Origin of the sequence: Arthrobacter sp. B2I5, assembly GCF_030816735.1 — a bacterium.
Classification (GTDB): Bacteria; Actinomycetota; Actinomycetes; order Actinomycetales; family Micrococcaceae; genus Arthrobacter.
In genome coordinates this window covers 2,133,049-2,153,195 of sequence record NZ_JAUSYF010000001.1, presented here as the reverse complement: position 1 = coordinate 2,153,195, position 20,147 = coordinate 2,133,049, and the positions used below count along the sequence as shown (strand labels likewise).

General features: G+C 66.0%; 17 protein-coding genes. 11 read left to right on the top strand and 6 right to left on the bottom strand.

Annotation, left to right across the window (positions count from 1 at the left end; genetic code table 11):
- Positions 1-82: 82 nt before the first annotated feature.
- The 9 genes from rapZ to QFZ60_RS10245 all read left to right on the top strand — a co-directional run bounded on the left by rapZ (position 83) and on the right by QFZ60_RS10245 (position 8,029).
- Positions 83-1,006, top strand: a complete 924-nt coding sequence (rapZ, locus tag QFZ60_RS10285; protein WP_142031191.1) for an RNase adapter RapZ — start codon at positions 83-85, stop codon at positions 1,004-1,006.
- A complete protein-coding gene (gene yvcK, locus QFZ60_RS10280; protein ID WP_142121704.1) occupies positions 1,006-2,025 on the top strand; it encodes a uridine diphosphate-N-acetylglucosamine-binding protein YvcK in 1,020 nt (339 codons plus the stop codon). Before rapZ ends, yvcK begins: the two co-directional genes overlap by 1 nt.
- 9 nt (positions 2,026-2,034) lie before the next feature.
- Positions 2,035-3,015 (top strand): DNA-binding protein WhiA, encoded by a 981-nt coding sequence (whiA, locus tag QFZ60_RS10275; protein WP_015937022.1) that lies wholly within the window; start codon positions 2,035-2,037, stop codon positions 3,013-3,015.
- Positions 3,016-3,116: 101 nt separating this feature from the next.
- Complete coding sequence (locus QFZ60_RS10270) at positions 3,117-3,743, top strand: superoxide dismutase (protein ID WP_056333700.1); 627 nt, start codon at positions 3,117-3,119, stop codon at positions 3,741-3,743.
- Positions 3,744-4,002: 259 nt separating this feature from the next.
- Positions 4,003-5,013 carry a type I glyceraldehyde-3-phosphate dehydrogenase gene (gap, locus tag QFZ60_RS10265; protein ID WP_142031193.1) on the top strand — a complete coding sequence of 337 codons (1,011 nt, stop codon included), beginning with the start codon at positions 4,003-4,005 and terminating at the stop codon, positions 5,011-5,013.
- A gap of 10 nt (positions 5,014-5,023) precedes the next feature.
- Positions 5,024-6,250 carry a phosphoglycerate kinase gene (pgk, locus tag QFZ60_RS10260; protein WP_307090243.1) on the top strand — a complete coding sequence of 409 codons (1,227 nt, stop codon included), beginning with the start codon at positions 5,024-5,026 and terminating at the stop codon, positions 6,248-6,250.
- 121 nt (positions 6,251-6,371) lie between these two features.
- Complete coding sequence (gene tpiA, locus QFZ60_RS10255) at positions 6,372-7,187, top strand: triose-phosphate isomerase (protein ID WP_142121708.1); 816 nt, start codon at positions 6,372-6,374, stop codon at positions 7,185-7,187.
- Positions 7,188-7,235: 48 nt separating this feature from the next.
- On the top strand, positions 7,236-7,493 hold the full coding sequence (secG, locus tag QFZ60_RS10250; RefSeq protein ID WP_142121710.1) for a preprotein translocase subunit SecG: 258 nt from the start codon (positions 7,236-7,238) through the stop codon (positions 7,491-7,493).
- Between the two features lie 137 nt (positions 7,494-7,630).
- Entirely contained in the window at positions 7,631-8,029 is a 399-nt protein-coding gene (locus QFZ60_RS10245) for an RNA polymerase-binding protein RbpA (protein ID WP_142121712.1), read from the top strand.
- Here the strand turns inward: QFZ60_RS10245 and pgl are convergent.
- The 6 genes from pgl to tkt are packed head-to-tail and all read right to left on the bottom strand — an operon-like array spanning position 7,982 to position 16,200.
- A complete protein-coding gene (pgl, locus tag QFZ60_RS10240) occupies positions 7,982-8,800 on the bottom strand; it encodes a 6-phosphogluconolactonase (RefSeq protein WP_307090239.1) in 819 nt (272 codons plus the stop codon). The two genes, QFZ60_RS10245 and pgl, sit on opposite strands and share 48 nt — an antisense overlap.
- Positions 8,790-9,731, bottom strand: a complete 942-nt coding sequence (locus QFZ60_RS10235; protein ID WP_142121716.1) for a glucose-6-phosphate dehydrogenase assembly protein OpcA — start codon at positions 9,729-9,731, stop codon at positions 8,790-8,792. The genes pgl and QFZ60_RS10235 overlap by 11 nt, the downstream gene beginning before the upstream one ends.
- Complete coding sequence (zwf, locus tag QFZ60_RS10230; RefSeq protein WP_142121718.1) at positions 9,728-11,287, bottom strand: glucose-6-phosphate dehydrogenase; 1,560 nt, start codon at positions 11,285-11,287, stop codon at positions 9,728-9,730. Before zwf ends, QFZ60_RS10235 begins: the two co-directional genes overlap by 4 nt.
- A 15-nt stretch (positions 11,288-11,302) precedes the next feature.
- Positions 11,303-12,934: a glucose-6-phosphate isomerase gene (locus QFZ60_RS10225; RefSeq protein WP_307090235.1), complete on the bottom strand. Its 1,632-nt coding sequence runs from the start codon at positions 12,932-12,934 to the stop codon at positions 11,303-11,305.
- 5 nt (positions 12,935-12,939) lie between these two features.
- Complete coding sequence (gene tal / locus QFZ60_RS10220) at positions 12,940-14,055, bottom strand: transaldolase (protein WP_307090233.1); 1,116 nt, start codon at positions 14,053-14,055, stop codon at positions 12,940-12,942.
- A 27-nt stretch (positions 14,056-14,082) separates the two neighbouring features.
- Positions 14,083-16,200: a transketolase gene (gene tkt / locus QFZ60_RS10215; protein ID WP_307093283.1), complete on the bottom strand. Its 2,118-nt coding sequence runs from the start codon at positions 16,198-16,200 to the stop codon at positions 14,083-14,085.
- A 518-nt stretch (positions 16,201-16,718) separates the two neighbouring features.
- Here tkt and QFZ60_RS10210 point away from each other — a divergent pair.
- Both QFZ60_RS10210 and QFZ60_RS10205 read left to right on the top strand, forming a co-directional pair.
- Positions 16,719-17,678: a heme o synthase gene (locus tag QFZ60_RS10210; protein ID WP_307090231.1), complete on the top strand. Its 960-nt coding sequence runs from the start codon at positions 16,719-16,721 to the stop codon at positions 17,676-17,678.
- A gap of 193 nt (positions 17,679-17,871) precedes the next feature.
- A complete protein-coding gene (locus tag QFZ60_RS10205) occupies positions 17,872-20,127 on the top strand; it encodes a bifunctional SulP family inorganic anion transporter/carbonic anhydrase (RefSeq protein ID WP_307090229.1) in 2,256 nt (751 codons plus the stop codon).
- Positions 20,128-20,147: the final 20 nt, after the last annotated feature.

Genomic DNA, 20,147 nt, shown 5'->3' with positions numbered 1-20,147 from the left:
TGCCCCCGAAACTTAGCTAGGGTAAAGGACGGGCAGCGCCATCGCGGCTGCCGGCGGACAACGAAGAAACGGGGCAGGCTTCATGGCAGACACGACGGCGGGATCCGGAGCGGATCAGGACGGGCTGGAGCCCGTCAAACCGCTCGAAGCGGAGCTGCTGGTGGTCACCGGAATGTCCGGCGCGGGGCGGAGCACCGCCGCGGACGCCCTGGAAGACCACGGCTGGTATGTCGTGGAGAACCTCCCGCCCCAGATGCTGGGCACCCTGGCGGAGCTCGTCTCACACGCCCCGCAGTCGATTCCCCGGCTCGCAGTAGTGATCGATGTCCGCAGCAAGGGCCTCTTCGCGGATATCCGCGCGGCCCTGGGGGCTCTGGCCGCGAGCGGGGTCACCTTCCGTGTCCTGTTCCTTGACGCCAGCGACAACGTCCTGGTCCGGAGGTTCGAACAGGGGCGCCGGCCCCATCCGCTGCAGGGCGGTGGACGCATCCTGGACGGCATCGCTGCTGAACGCGAGCTGCTGCAGGAACTGCGCGACAGCTCCGACGTCGTCCTGGACACCTCCAACTACAACGTCCACGGCCTGGCCACCGCCATCACCGAACTGTTCAGCGAAACCGGTCCGGTGGCCCTGCGGCTGAACGTCATGAGCTTTGGCTTCAAATACGGCCTGCCGGTGGACGCGAACTATGTGGCTGACGTCAGGTTCATACCCAACCCGCACTGGGTGCCGCAGCTGCGTCCGCAGACCGGCCTGGACAAGGACGTCAGCGACTACGTGCTGGAGGCCGAGGGCGTCAAGAACTTCGTGGACCGCTACGTCCTGGCCCTGGAACCCGTCCTTGAGGGCTACCGCCGCGAGAACAAGCACTACGCCACCATTGCCGTCGGCTGTACCGGCGGCAAGCACCGCTCCGTGGCGGTCGCAGTGGAGCTTTCCAAGAAACTTGCGCAGTACCCGCGGGTCACGGTGACCACCGCGCACCGGGATCTGGGCCGCGAATAATGGCCCTGTTCACCGGAGCCCTGCCCCTGGTGCCGCCCGCCGCCGGCAAGGGCTCGGGCCAGCAGGACAAGGGCCCCAACGTGGTGGCTTTGGGCGGCGGCCACGGCCTGGCGGCCTCCCTGTCCGCGCTGCGCCTGCTCACCTCCGAACTCACCGCGGTGGTCACGGTTGCGGACGACGGCGGCTCCTCCGGGCGTCTGCGCGAGGAGTACGGCGTCCTTCCGCCGGGAGACCTCCGCATGGCCCTGTCCGCGCTCTGCGACGACACCGACTGGGGCCGCACCTGGCGGGACGTCATGCAGCACCGGTTCCGCGCCGGGAAGGGGCCCGGCGGTTCGCTGGACGAGCACGCCATGGGGAACCTGCTGATCGTCACCCTGTGGGAGCTGCTGGGCGATACCGTTGCCGGGCTCAAATGGGCCGGCGCCCTGCTCGGAGCCCGCGGCCAGGTCCTGCCGATGTCCACCGTCCCGCTCACCATTGAAGGCGATGTGCGGGTGACCGCCCCGGACGGCGGAACGGCACTGCAGACCATCCACGGCCAGGCCCGGTGCGCGGTGGCCGGTTCGCTCGAGGAAGTCCGGCTCCTGCCCAAAGCGGCGCCGGCCTGCACGGATGCCCTGACCGCCATTGAGCTGGCGGACTGGGTGGTCCTGGGCCCGGGGTCCTGGTACACCTCAGTCCTGCCGCACCTGCTCCTGCCGGAGATGCGCCAGGCCCTCTGCAGCACGCCCGCCAAGCGCTGCCTGACCATGAACCTCGCCACGGACACCAAGGAAACCACCGGCATGACGGCGGCGGACCACCTCCACGTCCTTCGGCGCTACGCCCCCGAGTTTAGCGTGGACGTGGTCCTGGCGGACCCTTCGTCCGTACCGGACCGGCAGGAGTTCGAGAAGGCTGCCGGCATGATCGGGGCAGAGGTGGTCTTGGGTAAAGTAGGGGCGTCGGGACGCCGCCCTGTCCACGAGCCGCTGCGGCTGGCGACGGCGTACCAGGACATTTTTGGGAACAGTTAGGAAGGTGCCATGGCACTGACAGCATCAGTCAAGGAAGAACTGTCCCGTCTGGACATCAAGAAGTCATCAGTGCGCAAGGCCGAAGTCTCCGCCATGCTCCGGTTCGCCGGGGGACTGCACATCATCTCCGGCAGGATCGTCATCGAGGCGGAAGTCGACCTCGCCTCGACGGCCCGCAGGCTCCGGGCCGCGATCGCCGAGGTCTACGGGCACCAGAGCGAGATCATCGTGGTGTCGGCCGGCGGACTCCGGCGCGCCAGCCGGTACGTGGTCCGCGTGGTCCGCGACGGCGAGGCGCTTGCCCGCCAGACCGGTCTCCTGGACGGCCGGGGACGCCCCGTGCGCGGCCTGCCGTCCGCCGTCGTCAATGGCTCCGCGGCAGATGCCGAAGCCGTCTGGCGCGGAGCGTTCCTGGCCCATGGCTCACTCACGGAGCCGGGCCGGTCGTCCTCGCTTGAGGTCACCTGCCCGGGGCCGGAATCCGCGCTGGCCCTGGTGGGCGCGGCCCGCCGGCTGGACATCCAGGCCAAGGCCCGGGAAGTCAGGGGAGTGGATCGCGTGGTCATCCGTGACGGCGACACCATTGCCGCCCTCCTCACCCGCATGGGGGCGCACGACGCGCTGATGGTGTGGGAGGAACGCCGCATGCGCAAGGAGGTCAGGGCCACCGCCAACCGGCTCGCCAACTTCGACGACGCCAACCTGCGCCGTTCCGCGCAGGCAGCCGTGGCCGCAGGGGCAAGGGTGGACCGGGCGCTGGAAATCCTGGGCGACGACGTTCCGGACCACCTCAAGTACGCGGGCGAACTGCGGGTGGCGCACAAACAGGCAAGCCTGGACGAGCTGGGCCGCCTTGCCGATCCGGTCATGACCAAGGATGCAATTGCCGGCAGGATCCGCCGCCTGCTGGCCATGGCGGACAAGCGCGCCCTTGACCTGGGCATTCCCGGAACGGACGCCAATGTGACTCCCGAAATGCTGGACGAGTAACCGCCCCATAGAATCAAAAATAATTCCGGGCACCAGCTGTCCGGATGCACAATCCGAGAGTTACCAACCGGGCCTGCGGGTCCACGATATTGGAGGATTTTGTGACCGAGTACGTTTTGCCGGAACTCAGCTACGACTACGCCGCCCTCGAACCGCACATCTCTGCGCGGATCATGGAACTGCACCACAGCAAGCACCACGCCACCTATGTGGCGGGCGCCAACAACGCCCTGGCCCAGCTGGCCGAGGCGCGCGAAAAGGGCGACTTCGCCAACATCAACCGGCTTTCCAAGGACCTCGCGTTCCACACCGGCGGCCACATCAACCACTCCGTGTTCTGGAAGAACCTTTCCCCGGACGGCGGCGACAAGCCCGAGGGTGAGCTCGCTGCCGCCATCGATGACGCCTTCGGCTCCTTCGATGCCTTCCGTGCACAGTTCTCTGCCGCTGCCCTGGGCCTCCAGGGATCGGGCTGGGGGTTCCTGGCCTACGAACCCATCGGCGGAAACCTCGTCATCGAGCAGCTGTACGACCAGCAGGGCAACACCGCCCTGGGCACCACCCCGCTGCTGATGCTGGACATGTGGGAGCACGCCTTCTACCTGGACTACGTCAACGTGAAGGCCGACTACGTCAAGGCATTCTGGAACATCGTCAACTGGGCAGATGTCGCCCAGCGCTTCGAGGCAGCACGCACCAACGCCACGGGACTCATTACCCTCCCGTAGTGGCCGGCGCCATACATGGCTGTAACAAACTTCACATTCGGACTTAAACAGGCCGCGATGTGGACCGTCCGCCCCCGCACTTGCGGGGGCGGACCCAGTTAAACGTAAGATAGGTCACGGAAGGCGGTTAGCCTTCAGCAATGAGGCTGGTCGCCCTCCGTGTAAATCATCTCTGCCCAATGGCGTGCGGGATCTGTTAGTTGGCTTGATAGCCCGCTCAACTAGTTGTGCTTCTGAAAGCACCAAGGAGACTGAAAAAGTGACGACCCGTATTGGTATCAACGGCTTTGGCCGTATTGGCCGCAACTACTTCCGCGCAGCACTCGCTCAGGGCGCGGACCTCGAGATCGTTGCAGTCAACGACCTCACCAGCCCCGAAGCCCTGGCCCACCTCTTCAAGTACGACTCCGTCGGCGGCCGCCTGAAGGAAACCATCGAGGTCAAGGACGGCAACATCGTCGTCAACGGCAACGTTGTGAAGGTCCTCGCCGAGCGGGATCCCGCCAACCTCCCGTGGGGCGAACTGGGCGTGGACATCGTCATCGAATCCACCGGTTTCTTCACCAAGGCAGCGGACGCGCAGAAGCACATCCAGGCCGGTGCCAAGAAGGTCCTGATCTCCGCTCCGGCCTCGGATGAGGACATCACCATCGTGATGGGTGTCAACCACAACCTCTACGACAACGCCAAGCACAACATCATTTCCAACGCATCCTGCACCACCAACTGCCTCGGCCCCCTGGCCAAGGTTGTCAACGACGAATTCGGCATCGAACGCGGCCTGATGACCACCGTTCACGCCTACACCGCAGACCAGAACCTGCAGGACGGTCCGCACAAGGACCTGCGCCGCGCCCGCGCCGCCGCCATCAACATGGTCCCCACCTCCACCGGCGCCGCCAAGGCCATTGGCCTGGTCCTGCCGGAGCTCAAGGGCAAGCTGGATGGCTACGCCATCCGCGTCCCCGTGCCCACCGGCTCGGCCACCGACCTCACCGTTACGGTCTCCCGCGAAACCACCGTGGAGGAAGTCAACGCAGCCCTCAAGCGTGCGGCTGAGTCCGAGGAACTGCAGGGCTTCCTGACCTACACGGACGAGCCCATCGTGTCCTCGGACATTGTCGGTGACCCCGCGTCCTCCATCTTCGACTCGGGCCTGACCAAGGTCATCGGCAACCAGGTCAAGGTTGTTTCCTGGTATGACAACGAATGGGGCTACTCCAACCGCCTCGTAGACCTTACGGAGCTTGTGGCATCCAAGCTGGGCTAGGGTTAGACACATGACATCTCACACCCTCAACGAACTGATCGCTGAAGGTGTCCGCGGGCGGTACATTCTGGTTCGAAGTGACCTGAATGTGCCGCTCGACGGCTCTACAGTCACTGATGATGGCCGTATCAAGGCCTCCCTGCCAGTGCTGCAAAAGCTCACGGACGCCGGTGCCCGCGTGCTGGTTACAGCCCACCTCGGACGCCCCAAGGGCGCCCCGGAAGACAAGTACTCCCTCCGTCCCGCAGTGGACCGCCTCGCCGAACTGGCGGGCTTCAAGGTCACCCTGGCCGCCGACACCGTCGGCGATGCCGCCAAGGCGGCCGCCGCATCGCTGCAGGACGGCGAAGCCCTTGTCCTCGAGAACGTCCGCTTCGACGCCCGCGAGACCAGCAAGGACGACGCTGAACGCGGAGCCTTCGCGGACGAACTCGTGGCATTGACCGGCAGCAACGGCGCCTACGTGGACGACGCCTTCGGTGCGGTCCACCGCAAGCACGCCAGTGTCTACGACGTCGCCACCCGGCTCCCGTCGTACCAGGGCGACCTGGTGCACACCGAAGTGGAAGTCCTCCGGAAGCTGACCACTGACACCCAGCGTCCCTACGTGGTGGTGCTCGGCGGTTCCAAGGTCTCGGACAAGCTTGCGGTGATCGATAACCTGATCGGCAAAGCTGACACCATCATGGTGGGCGGCGGCATGCTCTTCACGTTCCTGGCGGCAGCAGGCCACAAGGTTGGCTCGAGCCTCCTTGAGGAAGACCAGATCCCTGTCGTCAAGGACTACCTGAAGCGCGCAGCTGACGCCGGAACCGAATTCGTGGTTCCCACGGACGTCGTGGTGGCAGAGAAGTTCGCTGCCGACGCCAAGCACGAAACCGTGGCGGCCGACTCCATTGAAGGCAGCAGCTTCGGCCCCCAGGCCATCGGCCTGGACATTGGGCCCGATACCGCGGCTGCCTTTTCCGAACGGATCAAGGGCGCGCGGACGGTTTTCTGGAACGGTCCCATGGGCGTCTTTGAGTTCGAGGCGTTCTCGGCAGGTACCCGTGCCATCGCGCAGGACCTGACCGAAACTGAAGGATTCACCGTGGTGGGCGGCGGCGATTCTGCTGCCGCAGTGCGGACGCTGGGATTCAGTGATGACCAGTTCGGCCATATTTCCACCGGTGGCGGTGCCAGCCTTGAGTACCTTGAAGGCAAGGAACTGCCCGGCCTTAGTGTCCTGGACCGATAGCAGCAGGCCGGTAAAACCCCGCTGCTGACCAGCAGCAACCGGACTTCACAGTCCTCCGGCCGGCAGGTTGCCCGCGGCAGCCTGCCGGCCGCACCCATATCAAGAACTTTTTGGAGATTACGTGACTACGTCAACGAACGGCGCTTTTGACCGCAAGCCCTTCATCGCGGGCAACTGGAAGATGAACATGGACCACGTGCAGGGCATCACCCTCCTGCAGAAGCTGGCCTGGACCCTCTCCGACGCCAAGCACGACTACAGCCGCGTCGAGGTGGCCGTCTTCCCGCCGTTCACGGACCTCCGCGGTGTCCAGACCCTGGTCCAGGGCGACGACCTGCAGGTCGCCTACGGTGGCCAGGACCTGTCGCAGTTCGATTCGGGGGCCTACACCGGTGACATCTCGGGACAGTTCCTGAACAAGCTTGGCTGCAAGTACGTCCTGGTGGGCCACAGCGAACGCCGGACCATCCACAACGAATCCGACGAGGTCCTCAACGCCAAGGTCAAAGCTGCCTTCAAGCACAACCTGGTTCCGGTGCTCTGCGTCGGCGAAGGCCTGGAGATCCGCCAGGCCGGAACGCACGTGGACCACACGCTGCAGCAGCTCCGCGCCGGCGTGGCCGGGCTCACAAACGAACAGGCCGCTGAACTGGTGGTTGCTTACGAACCCGTTTGGGCCATCGGCACCGGCGAAGTGGCTGGGCCCGAGGACGCCCAGGAAATGTGCGCCGCCATCCGCGCTGAGCTGGAGTCGTTGTTTGGAGCGGAAACGGCCGCTAAGACCCGCCTGCTTTACGGCGGCTCGGTGAAGGCGAACAACGCGGCCGCGATCCTTCAGGAACGCGACGTGGACGGCCTGCTGGTGGGCGGCGCAAGCCTGGACCCGGCCGAGTTTGCTAATATTGTCAGGTTCGAGAGCCACCTGGTCACGGACTAGTCCGTAACCAGCCAAAACTCCCGTAATCCCAACTTCCGAAAGGCCGTCGTGGACGTTCTTCATGTCATTCTGCAGATCCTCCTGGGTATCACCAGCCTCCTGCTGACGCTGCTGATCCTCCTGCACAAGGGACGCGGTGGCGGGTTGTCCGATATGTTCGGCGGCGGCATGAGCTCGGGCCTCAGCTCTTCAGGTGTGGCGGAACGGAACCTCAACCGCTTCACCGTCATCCTCGGCGTCACCTGGGGCGTGGTGATCATTGCCCTCGGCCTGATCATGCGGTTCAGCGGGACCGGGGACTCCTGACCCCTGCTGGACAAGGTCCTTTAGGCCCTGCCGGTCCTTAGGCCGGCGAATTAGACTGTGGCTGTCGGAAAACCCGGCAGCCACAGTCTTGTTTAAGCTGCCGGTCCGCCGGCGCTCCCTTCGAGGCAGGAGTCGTTATGGTCCACCCATCGTCAGGGTTCCGGGGCACCCGTGCCGGCGTTACGGCAGGGTCCGGTTCGAGCCTGCAGTCCACCGACTCGTCGTCGTCGCGTCCGCTTCCGCGGATCCGCGTGTCCTACTGGTGCGCCAAGGGGCATGAGACGCAGCCCGTGTTCCTGAAGATGCCGGAGGACCAGATTCCCACGATGTGGGACTGCAGGCGCTGCGGCGCTCCTGCTTCCCGGGACGGCCGTGCCGCGGCAGGTGACGACCCCTTCGACGACGGCTACAAGAGCCACCTGGAATACGTTAAAGAACGGCGCTCCGGCCAGGACGCCGAAGCTGTCCTGGCCGGAGCGCTGGAAAAGTTACGCGCCCGCGGCGTCCTTCCGGACCAACTGCTGCGGGACCCGTGAGGCCGCGTTCTCGTCGATCAGCCACAGGGTACGGGAGGTTCCCCGGGGACCGGAGGCCGGTACCTGGACAGGGTTGGCTCCGGCCAGGGCCAGTCCCACCGCTCCGGCCTTGTCCTCCCCGGCAACAACCATCCATACCTCCGCCGCCGTATTAATGGCGGGCAGGGTTAGGGAGATCCGCAGCGGCGGCGGCTTGGGGGAGTTCCTGACGCCCACCACCGTGCGGTCCTTTTCCCGGATGCCGGCCTGTTCGGGGAACAGTGATGCAATGTGTGCGTCGGGTCCTACGCCGAGCAGCACCACGTCCAGGCGGGGGAGTGCGGAGGGTTCCTCCGGCCGGTCGTCGGACATGTCAGCCGCGTGCTCGGCTGCAGCAGCTTCCCGCAGCCGGCGTGCGTAGTCCTCGGCAGCTTCTTCCGGAGTGTCGAACTCGTCTGCCGAACCAGGGGAATGCACCCGCTCCGGGTCCACGGGGATGTGCGACAGCAACGCGTCGAACGCCTGCCCGGTATTCCGCTCAGGATCGGCGGAGCCAACGAAACGTTCGTCACCCCACCAGAAGTTGACCTTGGACCAATCCACGGCCGGCGCTGCCGGTGAATCCGCAACAGCTTTCAGCGTGCCAATCCCCACGGTTCCCCCGGTGAGCACCACTGTGGCTTCGCCGTACTTGTCCTGGACATCAACGAGCTTGGTGATCAGGCGTGCCGCGATGGCGGCCATGAGGACGGACGAATCCGGATGGATGCTTACTCGTGGGTCAACGCTCACTGGGTCGGACGCTCCTTAGATTGGTACGTGGCAGTCCAATAGTAATCACTTCCCCAAAGACTTCGTCCGGGTCGAGGCGGCGGAGCTCTTCGGCGAGGCAGTCGCGGAGACTGCGCCGCGGCAGCGAGATGCGCTGGGCGGGCTGGCCTGGTTGGGTCAGTTCCGCCACGGAGAGTCCGGGGCGGAAGAGCTGGACGTCGCCCCCGGGGCGGGTGAGCCGGACGCGGCGGATGCCGGTTCCGGCCGGGTCCGCGACGATGGTGACGGGTGCGTCCAGGGTCAGGGTGAGCCACGCCGCGAGGAGGATGGTGGACGGTGAGTCCGAGGCGCCCTCGACCGCGACGGCCGTTACCGGGGAGGAGTCCACCCCATCCAGGGCCGCTGCGAGCTGGATCCGCCAGTTGGTCAGCCGGGTCCAGGCGAGGTCTGTGTCGCCGGCCTTGTAGGTGCGGTGGATCCGTTCCAGCGCGGCCTGCGGGTCCGGTTCGTTGGCGGAATCGGTGATCCGTCGGTGCGCGATTGCGCCGATGGAAGTCTCGCAGGCGTTTTCCGGGGCGCCGTGCGGCCACCAGGCCACGATCGGAGCGTCCGGGAGCAGCAGCGCGGCCACCAGGGATTCGGACTCGTGGGCCAGCTGGCCGTAGCCGCGCAGGACGATGACTTCCGAAGCGCCGGCGTCCCCGCCCACCCGGATCTGGGCGTCGAGCCGGTCTTCGTTATCCTTCCCGGCGTCGGCCAGGACGATGATCCGGCAGGGGTGTTCCCGGCTGGCGTCGTTCGCGGCCTCGATTGCTTCTTCCTCGAGCCCGGACTTGGTCACGACAACCAGGGTCAGGACCCGGCCCAGGGCAATGACGCCGCCCTGCTCGCGCAGGGCCATGAGTTTCTTGGACACCTTCGAGGTGGTGGTGTCGGGCAGGTTAACGATCATGGCCTTCTCCAGGTTCGTCCGTCACGGGCCAGCAGCTCGTCAGCGGAGGCAGGGCCCCAGGAGCCGGGGGCGTAGGGCTCGGGCTGTTCTGACAGGGAGGCCCAGTATTCCTCGAACGGGTCGAGGATCTTCCAGGACAGCTCCACTTCCTCATGCCGCGGGAACAGCGGCGGCTCGCCCAGGAGCACGTCAAGGATCAGCCGCTCGTAGGCCTCGGGGGAGGACTCGGTGAAGGAGTGGCCGTAGCCGAAGTCCATGGTCACGTCCCGCACTTCCATCTGGGTGCCGGGGACCTTGGAACCGAACCGGATGGTCACGCCCTCGTCGGGCTGGACCCGGATCACTACCGCGTTCTGTCCGAAATCGTCCTCGCCGTGGTCACGGAACAGCAGGTTGGGGGCGCGTTTGAAGACGACGGCGATTTCCGTCACCCGCCGCCCCAGCCGCTTGCCCGCCCGGAGGTAGAACGGGACTCCGGACCAGCGGCGGGTGTGGATGTCCACGCGGACCGCGGCGTAGGTCTCGGTAGTGGAATCGGCGGGGATGCCTTCTTCCTCCAGGTAGCCCTGGACCTGCTCGCCGCCCTGCCAGCCGCCGGTGAATTGTCCGCGCGCAGAGTGCGTGGACAGGTCCTCCGGAAGCTTGACCGCGGCGAGGACCTTTTCCTTCTCCGCCCGCAGGTCATCGGCGTTGAAGGAGATGGGCTCCTCCATGGCCGTGAGCGCCAGCAGCTGGAGCAGGTGGTTCTGGATCACGTCACGGGCAGCACCCACGCCGTCGTAATACCCCGCCCGGCCGCCGGTGCCGATGTCCTCGGCCATGGTGATCTGCACGTGGTCCACGTAGTTGGCGTTCCACAACGGCTCGAACAACTGGTTGGCGAAACGCAGTGCCAGGATGTTCTGCACCGTTTCCTTGCCCAGGTAGTGGTCGATCCGGAACACCGCGTCCGGCGGGAACACCGACTCGACGATGTCGTTCAGCTTCCGCGCCGACTCCAGGTCGTGCCCGAACGGCTTTTCGATGACCACGCGCCGCCACTTGTCCCCGTCGGCCTGCGCCAGGCCGTGCTTGGACAACTGCCGGCAAACCTGTTCGAACGCCTTGGGCGGGATCGACAAATAGAACGCGTGGTTCCCGCGGGTGCCGCGGACATCGTCGAGTTCCTTGATCGTCTCACCCAGCCGCTCAAAGGCAGCATCGTCGTCGAACTCGCCCTGGACAAACCGGATGCCCTCGGACAACTGGTTCCAGACCGCCTCATCAAACGGCGTACGGGCGTGCGCCTGCACCGAAGCCTTCACCTCGGCGGCGAAATCCTCCTTGTCCCACTCCCGGCGGGCGAAGCCCACCAACGCGAAACTCGGCGGCAACAGCCCGCGGTTGGCAAGGTCGTACACAGCCGGCATCAACTTCTTCCGGGCCAAATCACCGGTCACCCCAAAGAGGACCAACGACGACGGACCGGCAATCCGGTTCAAACGGCGGTCACGCGGGTCACGCAGCGGATTGCGCCCGCGGCCCGCGCCCTTCCTGCCGTATTCAGTTTCTGGCATGGTTGCTTTTGTGCCTTAGCTTTCGGTGGCGGACGCGCGGGTGGACAGGGCAGCAGCAATGTCCTGCAGCTGCGCCACACCGGCGGCACGGTTGGTGAGGTGGAGGCGCAGCACGGGCCGGCCGTGACCAGCCAGGACCTGGGCGTCGCCTGCAGCCTGGGCGGCGATGAGTTCCCCGAAGCTGAAGGGCCGGTCAGGGATCCCCAGGTCCTCGGCGGGCGTGGCCGTGACCTGCAGGAAGACGCCAATGGCAGGTCCACCCTTGTGGAACTGGCCGGTGGAGTGCAGGAAGCGCGGACCCCAGCCGAATGTCACCGGACGGCCGGTGGCGGCGGCCAGTTCATCCCGGATGCCCTCCAGGTTGGCGAAGGCCAGCCGGTCAAAGTACGCCTGGACGCTCAGGTAGCTGTCCGCGGCCAGGGTGCCCAGCAGGGCCTTGACGGCGCCCTCAGCGGTGGCAGCGTTTCCGAGCCAGTCCCCGCCGCGAACCTCAATGGCGCCGTCGACGAAGGCTGCAGGCGTGGGCTCCGGCTGGGCGTCCAGGAGTCCGCGCGCTGCCACCTTGGCGGCCTCAACGTCAGGCTGGTCGAAGGGGTTGATGCCGAGGAGGCGCCCGGCAACGGCCGTGGCGAATTCCCAGACCATCATCTGGGTGGCAAGGCCGCCGGCAATGGCCACTTGGTTGTCGCCGGGTTCGACGTCGGCATCCGCGGCCACGAGCCGGACCACCAGGACGTCGGGGGCGCCGGAGGTTACCTCCGGGGCATCGGGACCCGCGACGACCGGCAGGATTCCGGTTCCCAGCTTGCCGGTGGATTCAGCGATGAGCTGTTCAGCCCAATCAGCGAACCCAACAATGCCGGAGCCGTCCTCGGCAATGACGATTTTGTTCCGCAAGGGGCTGGTTCCGCCCAGCGCGGCGCCCAGGGCCAGCCCGATGTTTTCGGGGGCGTCATCGTTCAGGATTTCGGCAGCTTCCTCAGCCTCATCCAGGAACGCCTGGATATCCACGCCGGCCAGCCCCGAAGGTACCAGGCCGAACGCCGTGAGCGCGGAGTAGCGGCCGCCGACGTTGGGGTCGGCGTTGAAGACAGCGCGGTAGCCCGCTTCCCGGGAGGCCTTGTCCAACGGGGAGCCCGGGTCCGTCACGATGATGATCCGGCTCTTGGCGTCCAGGCCGGCCTGGGTGAAGGCCTGCTCGAAAATCCGGCGCTGCGAGTCGGTTTCCAGCGTGGAGCCGGACTTGGACGAGACAACGATCGCGGTCTGCGCCAGCCGGTCAGCAAGGGCAGCACGGACCTGGTCCGGGTCAGTGCTGTCCAGGACTGTCAGCTCGACGCCGGCGGTGCCCGCGATAACCTCAGGGGCCAGCGAGGATCCGCCCATGCCGCAAAGCACTATCCTGCTGACGCCCTCGGCGCGCAGGGCGTCGCGGAGTTCCAGGATGTCCTTGACCAAAGGCTGCGAGACTGTTGCCGCCTCCACCCAGCCGAGGCGGACTGCGGACTCGGATTCCGCGTCGGGACCCCACAGGGTGTGGTCCTTGGCGAAGATCCGGGTGGCGACCCGGTCCTCCACGAGGGCGGGAAGGTGCTGGTCAAGCGCCTGCTGGGCAGCGCCGGTGGCGTCGAAGCTGAGAGTGCTCATAGGTGTTAGGAAGCCTTCCGTGCAGAGGCGAGGGCGCCTTCGACGTCCGCCAGCAGTTCCTTCCAGCTGGCCACGAACTTGTCCAGGCCTTCGGTTTCAAGGAGTGCTACGACGTCGTTGTAGGAGATCCCCAGCTTTTCCAGGGCGTCGAGGGTGGCGTTTGCTTCGTCATAGGTGCCGGTGACGGTGTCACCGGTAACCACGCCGTGGTCGAAGGTGGCATCCAGGGTCTTCTCCGGCATGGTGTTCACCACGCCGGGGGCAACGAGCTCGGTGACGTAGAGCGTGTCCGGGTAGGCCGGGTCCTTCACGCCGGTGGAAGCCCACAGGGGGCGCTGGGGGAGTGCCCCTGCGTCAGCAAGCAGGGCCCAGCGCTCCGTCGAGAAGAGCTCTTCGTAGACCTGGTAGGCCAGGCGGGCGTTGGCCAGGCCGGCCTTGCCCTTAAGCGCCTTTGCCTCGTCGGTGCCGATCTTGTCCAGGCGCTTGTCGATTTCGGTGTCCACGCGGGAAACGAAGAACGATGCCACGGAGTGGATCCTGGAAAGGTCGTGGCCGTTTTCCCTGGCCTGCTCCAGGCCGGACTGGAACGCATTGATGACCGCGCGGTACCGCTCCAGCGAGAAGATCAGGGTCACGTTGACGCTGATGCCTTCGGCGAGGGTTGCCGTGATGGCCTCAAGGCCCTCGATGGTTGCCGGGATCTTGATGTGGACATTGTCCTTGTTCACGCGCTGCGAGAGGTGCTTGGCTTCGGCGATGGTTCCTGCGGTGTCCCAGGCAAGGCGCGGGTCGACCTCAATGGAGACGCGGCCGTCAACGCCCTTGGTGGCGGCAGCCACGGGGGCGAAGAGGTCGCAGGCGTCGGCGACGTCCGTGGTGGTGATCTCGAAGATCGTGTCCTCCACGCTGGCGCCTTCGGCGGCCTTGCCGGCGATGATGTGGTCGTAGTCAGTGCCGGACGTGATGGCCGCGTGGAAGATGGAGGGGTTGGTGGTCACACCAACCACGTTCTTCTCTTCGATGAGCTTGCGCAGGGTGCCGGTCTGCAGGCGTCCGCGGGAAAGGTCGTCGAGCCAGATGGAGACTCCGGCGTCGGAGAGCTGCTGGGTGGGAGTAGTCATTTTTTGTATCTCCTAAAAGATGAGGTTTCAGGCCTGGAGGCTGGAGAGGGAGTCCTTGGCGGCGGCAGCCACTGCATCTGCCGTGATGCCGAACTCCTGGAAGAGGCGCTTGTAGTCTGCGGAAGCGCCGTAGTGCTCAAGGCTCACGGAACGGCCGGCGTCGCCGACGAATTCCCGCCAGCCCAGGGCCAGTCCGGCTTCGACCGAGACGCGTGCCTTGACGGCGGCGGGCAGCACGGATTCGCGGTAGGCGGCGTCCTGCTTCTTGAACCATTCGACGCACGGCATGGAGACGACGCGGGCTGCGATGCCTTCGGCCTGGAGGGCTTCGCGGGCCTGGACGGCCAGCTGGACCTCGGAGCCGGTGGCGATGAGGATCACGTCGGCCGGTACCGTGGCGCCGTCCTTCGATGCCTCAGCCAGGACGTAGCCGCCCTTTGCCACACCTGCCGTGGAAGCGAAGGTGTCGCCGTCGGCGTCGCCCGCGCCGCGTTCCCAGGTGGGGATGTTCTGGCGGGTCAGGACGATGCCTGCCGGGTTGGCGTGGTTTTCCAGCATGGTCTTCCAGGCAGCTGCCACTTCGTTGGCGTCACCGGGACGGACCACGTCCAGGCCCACGATGGCGCGCAGCGAGGCGAGCTGCTCCACCGGCTGGTGGGTGGGGCCGTCCTCGCCCAGACCGATGGAGTCGTGGGTCCAGACGTACAGCGACGGGACACCCATCAGGGCACCCAGGCGGATGGCCGGACGCTGGTAGTCGCTGAAGATCAGGAAGGTTCCGGAGAACGCACGGGTGTTGCCCGCCAGGCTGATGCCGTTCACGATCGATGCCGCGGCGTGCTCGCGGATGCCGAAGTGCAGCACGCGGCCGTAGGGGTTGCCGGACCAGGCGCCGGTCTGCTTGGAGGCCGGCACGAAGGACGGGGAGCCTTCAATGGTGGTGTTGTTCGACTCTGCAAGGTCGGCGGAGCCGCCCCAGAGTTCGGGCATGACCGGGCCCAGGGCGTTGAGGACCTTGCCGGATGCTGCACGGGTGGAAACGTCCTTGCCGGCCGGGAAGACCGGAAGGGCTGCGTCGATGCCCTCCGGAAGTTCCTGCGCTTCAATGCGCCGCAGGAGTGCTGCGCCCTCCGGGTTGGCTGCCTGCCAGGCGTTGAAGGACTCTTCCCATTCCTTGCGCTCGGACGCGCCGCGCTCCACCACCTGGCGGGCGTGGTCAAGGACTTCCTGGTCCACCTGGAAGGACTTGGCGGGGTCGAAGCCCAGGACCTCCTTCAATGCGGCCACCTCGTCGGCACCGAGGGCGGACCCGTGGATCTTGCCGGTGTTCTGCTTCTTGGGTGCGGGGTAACCGATGATGGTGCGCAGTGAAATGATGGACGGCTTGGAAGTTTCGGCCTTGGCGGCGAGCAGGGCGCTGTAGAGCTCCTGGACGTCTTCCTTGTATTCGCCGGTCCGGGTCCAGTCCACCCGCTGCGTGTGCCAGCCGTACGCTTCGTAACGCTTCAGGACGTCCTCGGTGAAGGCGATGTCGGTATCGTCCTCAATGGAAATGTGGTTCTCGTCGTAGATGACCACGAGGTTGCCGAGTTCCTGGTGGCCGGCCAGCGAGGAAGCCTCGGCCGTGACGCCTTCCTGGAGGTCGCCGTCGGAGGCAATAACCCAAATGGTGTGGTCAAACGGCGATTCGCCGGCGGGGGCGTCGGCGTCGAACAGGCCGCGCTGGCGGCGCTGCGAGTAAGCGAAGCCCACGGAGGATGCAAGGCCCTGGCCCAGCGGGCCCGTGGTGATCTCAACGCCGGCGGTGTGCTTGTACTCTGGGTGTCCCGGGGTCAGCGAACCCCAGGTGCGGAGCGCTTCCAGGTCCTTCAGCTCCAGGCCGTAGCCGGAGAGGAACAGCTGGATGTAAAGGGTGAGCGAGGTGTGGCCGGGGGACAGCACGAAGCGGTCGCGGCCCAGCCACTGTGGATCGCGCGGGTCATGGCGCATCAGCTTCTGGAAAAGCAGGTAGGCGGCCGGCGCGAGGCTCATGGCGGTTCCGGGGTGGCCGTTGCCCACCTTCTCCACGGCGTCTGCGGCCAGGACGCGGATGGTATCCACGGCGCGCTGGTCCAAGCTGGTCCATGACAGTTCTTGCTCTTCCAAATGTGGCACGAAAACCGGGCCCCTCTCTGTGCTGATGGCGGCGGTACACGGCTCCGTTTAAGGGCGCACTGCGTGGCGCCCGCTGCGGTGTGTACCAGCCGTTCACCATCGAAACGTTGATCCTTGCATTCAGTCACGTGCAGCAGCGGGAATGCGTTTTCCACCGCTTTCTTGCTGCGTGCTGATCTGGTGACAGCTTAGCTCTTATCCATTCTCCGGGCGGCCCAAATCTCACGTTTTGGACGCAATTTCCCCTTTTGTGAATCAGCATTCCGACCGGCTGAGTTAATCTGCTCGAATGGGCGCGCGAGCAATCATTTGCGCATATGGAAGGGCCGGGACAGGGGCTGCGGCGCGGTATGATATTCGGAGGCCAACGCCGGATGGGCATCGCTACCGCCGCCCGGGGTTTCCCGGCTGTTGCACGCTCTTGGAGCATTTCCTCCCTTTGTGCCGTGCCCGGGTCCGGGCCGCACGACCGGAGCTGCATTGCCAGCCTCAACTGCCACACAGAACGGGTGACTGCCACCGTGAGCACTACAGATACGCCGCTGAACGCATCCCGGGCCGCCGGCACCGGGTTTGCCCGTAAGGCCAAGGCGTATCTCGCCCTCACCAAGCCGCGCGTGATCGAACTGCTCCTGGTCAGCACCCTGCCCACCATGATCTACGCCGAACGGGGCTTCCCGTCCATCGGGCTGATCCTGGCCACGCTGGTGGGCGGCGCCTTCGCCGCCGGCAGCGCCGGCGCCTTCAACTGCTATATCGACCGCGACATCGACAAGCTGATGCACCGTACGGAGAACCGGCCCCTGGTCACCGGCGAAGTCACCCCGCGGGAGGCCCTGGTCTTCTCCTGGCTGCTGGGCGCGGCCTCGATCGTGATCCTTTGGTTCGGCGCCAATCCCCTCTCAGCGTGGCTCGGGCTCGCGGCCATCTTCTTCTACGTTGTCATCTACACGATGATCCTCAAGCGGCGCACGGCACAGAACATCGTCTGGGGCGGTGCCGCCGGCTGCTTCCCGGTGCTGATTGCGTGGGCTGCCGTCACCAACTCCGTCGAGTGGCCGGCGGTCATCCTGTTCATGGTGATCTTCCTGTGGACCCCGCCGCACTACTGGCCCCTGTCCATGCGCTACGGCGAGGACTACCGGAACGCCAACGTCCCCATGCTTGGCGCCATCGCCGGCGCCAAAGTGGTGTCCGTCCAGGTGGTCCTGTATGCCTGGGCCATGGTGGCCTGCTCGCTGCTGATGATCCCGGCCGGAGGGGCCGGCTGGGTGTACACCGTCACGGCAGTTATTGCCGGGGCGTGGTTCCTCTACGAATCACAAGCCCTGTATGCGCGTGCCCAGCGCGAGGACATCCAGGACAAGCGCGCCATGAAGGTCTTCCACGGATCCATCAGCTACCTGACCCTGCTGTTCATCGCACTGGCGGTGGACCCCTTCGTCGGGCAGGCGGTCATGGCCGGCTAAGCCACCGCAACAGCCACCACGGCGGCTCCCATCTGACGGTGGGGGCCGCCGCCTGCTTTAACAACACAATCCCTTACCTGAGGACATGGGAAGGCTGTGACCTTTTTTGTCATATCGGTCACTTTAGCTGTCATCCACAATGACAAGCTGCTTACGGTGGAGCGGACCCTTCCCTCGACCAAAGGAAAGTCCCATGGAAGCCCGTCCCTCCACCTTCCCGGCCCCCAGCCACAGCCCGCCGGGTAAAAGCCGCTTTAGATTTCCCCGCCCACCTTTTGCCGCCCATCTTGGTGCCGACGTACCGGCATCCCTGGTGGTGTTCCTGGTGGCCCTCCCGCTCTCGCTGGGCATCGCAGCCGCGTCGGGGGCGCCCATCATGGCAGGACTCATTGCCGCAGCCGTTGGCGGAATCGTGGCCGGAAGCCTTGGCGGCTCACCGCTGCAGGTGAGCGGACCCGCAGCGGGGCTTACCGTCGTCGTGGCCGGCCTGGTCCAGGAGTTCGGCTGGCAGGTGACGTGCGCAATCACCGCGGCCGCCGGCGTCGTGCAACTCCTGCTGGGCATCAGCCGCGTGGGCAGGGCCGCCCTGGCCGTTTCGCCGGTAGTGGTCAAGGCAATGCTCGCCGGCATCGGCGTCACCATCATTCTGCAGCAGCTCCATGTGCTCCTTGGATCCAAGCCGGCAGGCTCGGCCCTTGAGAACCTCGTGGCACTGCCGGCAACCATCACCAACCTGGAACTGCATGCCGCCCTGCTGGGACTCGCCGTCGTGGCAATCCTCCTGTGCTGGAAGTTCCTGCCCGCCGCGGTTCGGCGAATCCCCGGCCCGCTGGCCGCCGTCGCCGCAGGCACAGCACTGGCTGTGGCCTTTGCACCCGGTGTCGAACGCATCTCCCTGGACGGCTCAATCTTCGATGCGGTCGCCCTGCCGCAACTCCCCGACAGCAACTGGCGCGCCTTCGCCTTTGCCATCCTGACCATGGCCCTGATCGCCAGCATCGAGTCCCTGTTGTCCGCCGTCGCCGTGGACAAGATGCAAACCGGCCCGCGGACCAACCTGAACAGGGAGCTCATCGGCCAGGGCACGGCCAACATCGTTTCCGGATCACTGGGCGGACTGCCGGTGACGGGCGTTATTGTCCGCAGCGCCACGAATGTTGAGGCGGGTGCGGCCACCCGGGCATCGGCAGTCCTGCACGGTGCGTGGGTCCTGGCGTTCTCAGCCCTCTTTGCCGGCCTGATCCAGTTGATCCCGCTGGCCGTCCTGGCCGGCCTGCTAGTGGTGATCGGGGCACGCCTGATCAAGGTGGCCGACATCAGGACCAGCCTGCGGACCGGCGACCTCACCATCTACGCAGTGACCCTTGTCTGCGTGGTGTTCCTGAACCTGCTTGAGGGCGTCATGATCGGCCTGGCCCTCGCCGCTGCCAGTGTGCTGTGGCGCGTCCTGCGGGCCCCCATCAAGGCGCACCGTCCCGCCGCGCCGTCAGCGCCCTGGCGCGTCACCATAGCAGGATCGTGCAGTTTCTTCGCACTGCCAAAGCTTAACGGCGTCCTCCAGTCTGTCCCCGCCGCCGCGGACGTGGTGGTGGAGCTCAACGCCGACTATGTTGACCATTCCTTCCGGGAAGCCCTGTTGGCCTGGCAGCTCCAGCACCAGGCCGCGGGCGGGACGGTGCATCTTGAGGAGCACGGCAACACGGTCTTCCGGGACGCTGCCCACCAGGCTCCCCGGCGCGAGGAGGCCAGCGAACTGCCCCTTCCGCCCCGGAAGGAGCCGCTGCTGCAGGGCGTCAACAAATACCACCGCCGGTTCGCCCACCAGGTCCGCCCGCTGGTGCACGACCTGACGGAAGGGCAGAGTCCGGACAGCCTGTTCGTGGCCTGCGTGGATTCCCGCGTCAATCCCAATCTGATCACCAGCAGCGGTCCCGGCGACCTGCTCACGCTGCGGAACATCGGCAATGTGGTGTGCGCCGACGGCCAGGACGCCTCGACTGCCTCGGCCCTGTCCTTCGCCGTCAACGGACTGGGGGTGCAGTCGCTGGTGATCTGCGGACACTCCAACTGCGGCGCCATGAAGGCGCTGCTCGCAGAAGCCGACGGCGAAGACCACGCTTCCCTGGGTGCGGCATTCGGGCAGTGGCTGGACCATGCCCGGCCAAGCTACGCAGAGCTGCTGGCAGGTCATCCGGTGGGCCGGCAGGCGGCCGCAGCGGGATACAACCGAGTGGACCAGCTGGCGATGGTCAACGTGGCCGTGCAGTTGGCCAAGCTGCAGAACCATCCGGTGGCGGGCCCGCCGCTGGCTGCGGGGAAGGTCCAGGCCACCGGCCTCTTTTACGACATTTCCACCGCCCAGGTCCTGCAGATCACCACCACCGGAATCGACAACCTTGACCCCGCCTGCGAGGCCGCGTTTAGGGTCGAGGCATTCGCGGACCGGTAACGTCCCGGCCAGCTGAAAGG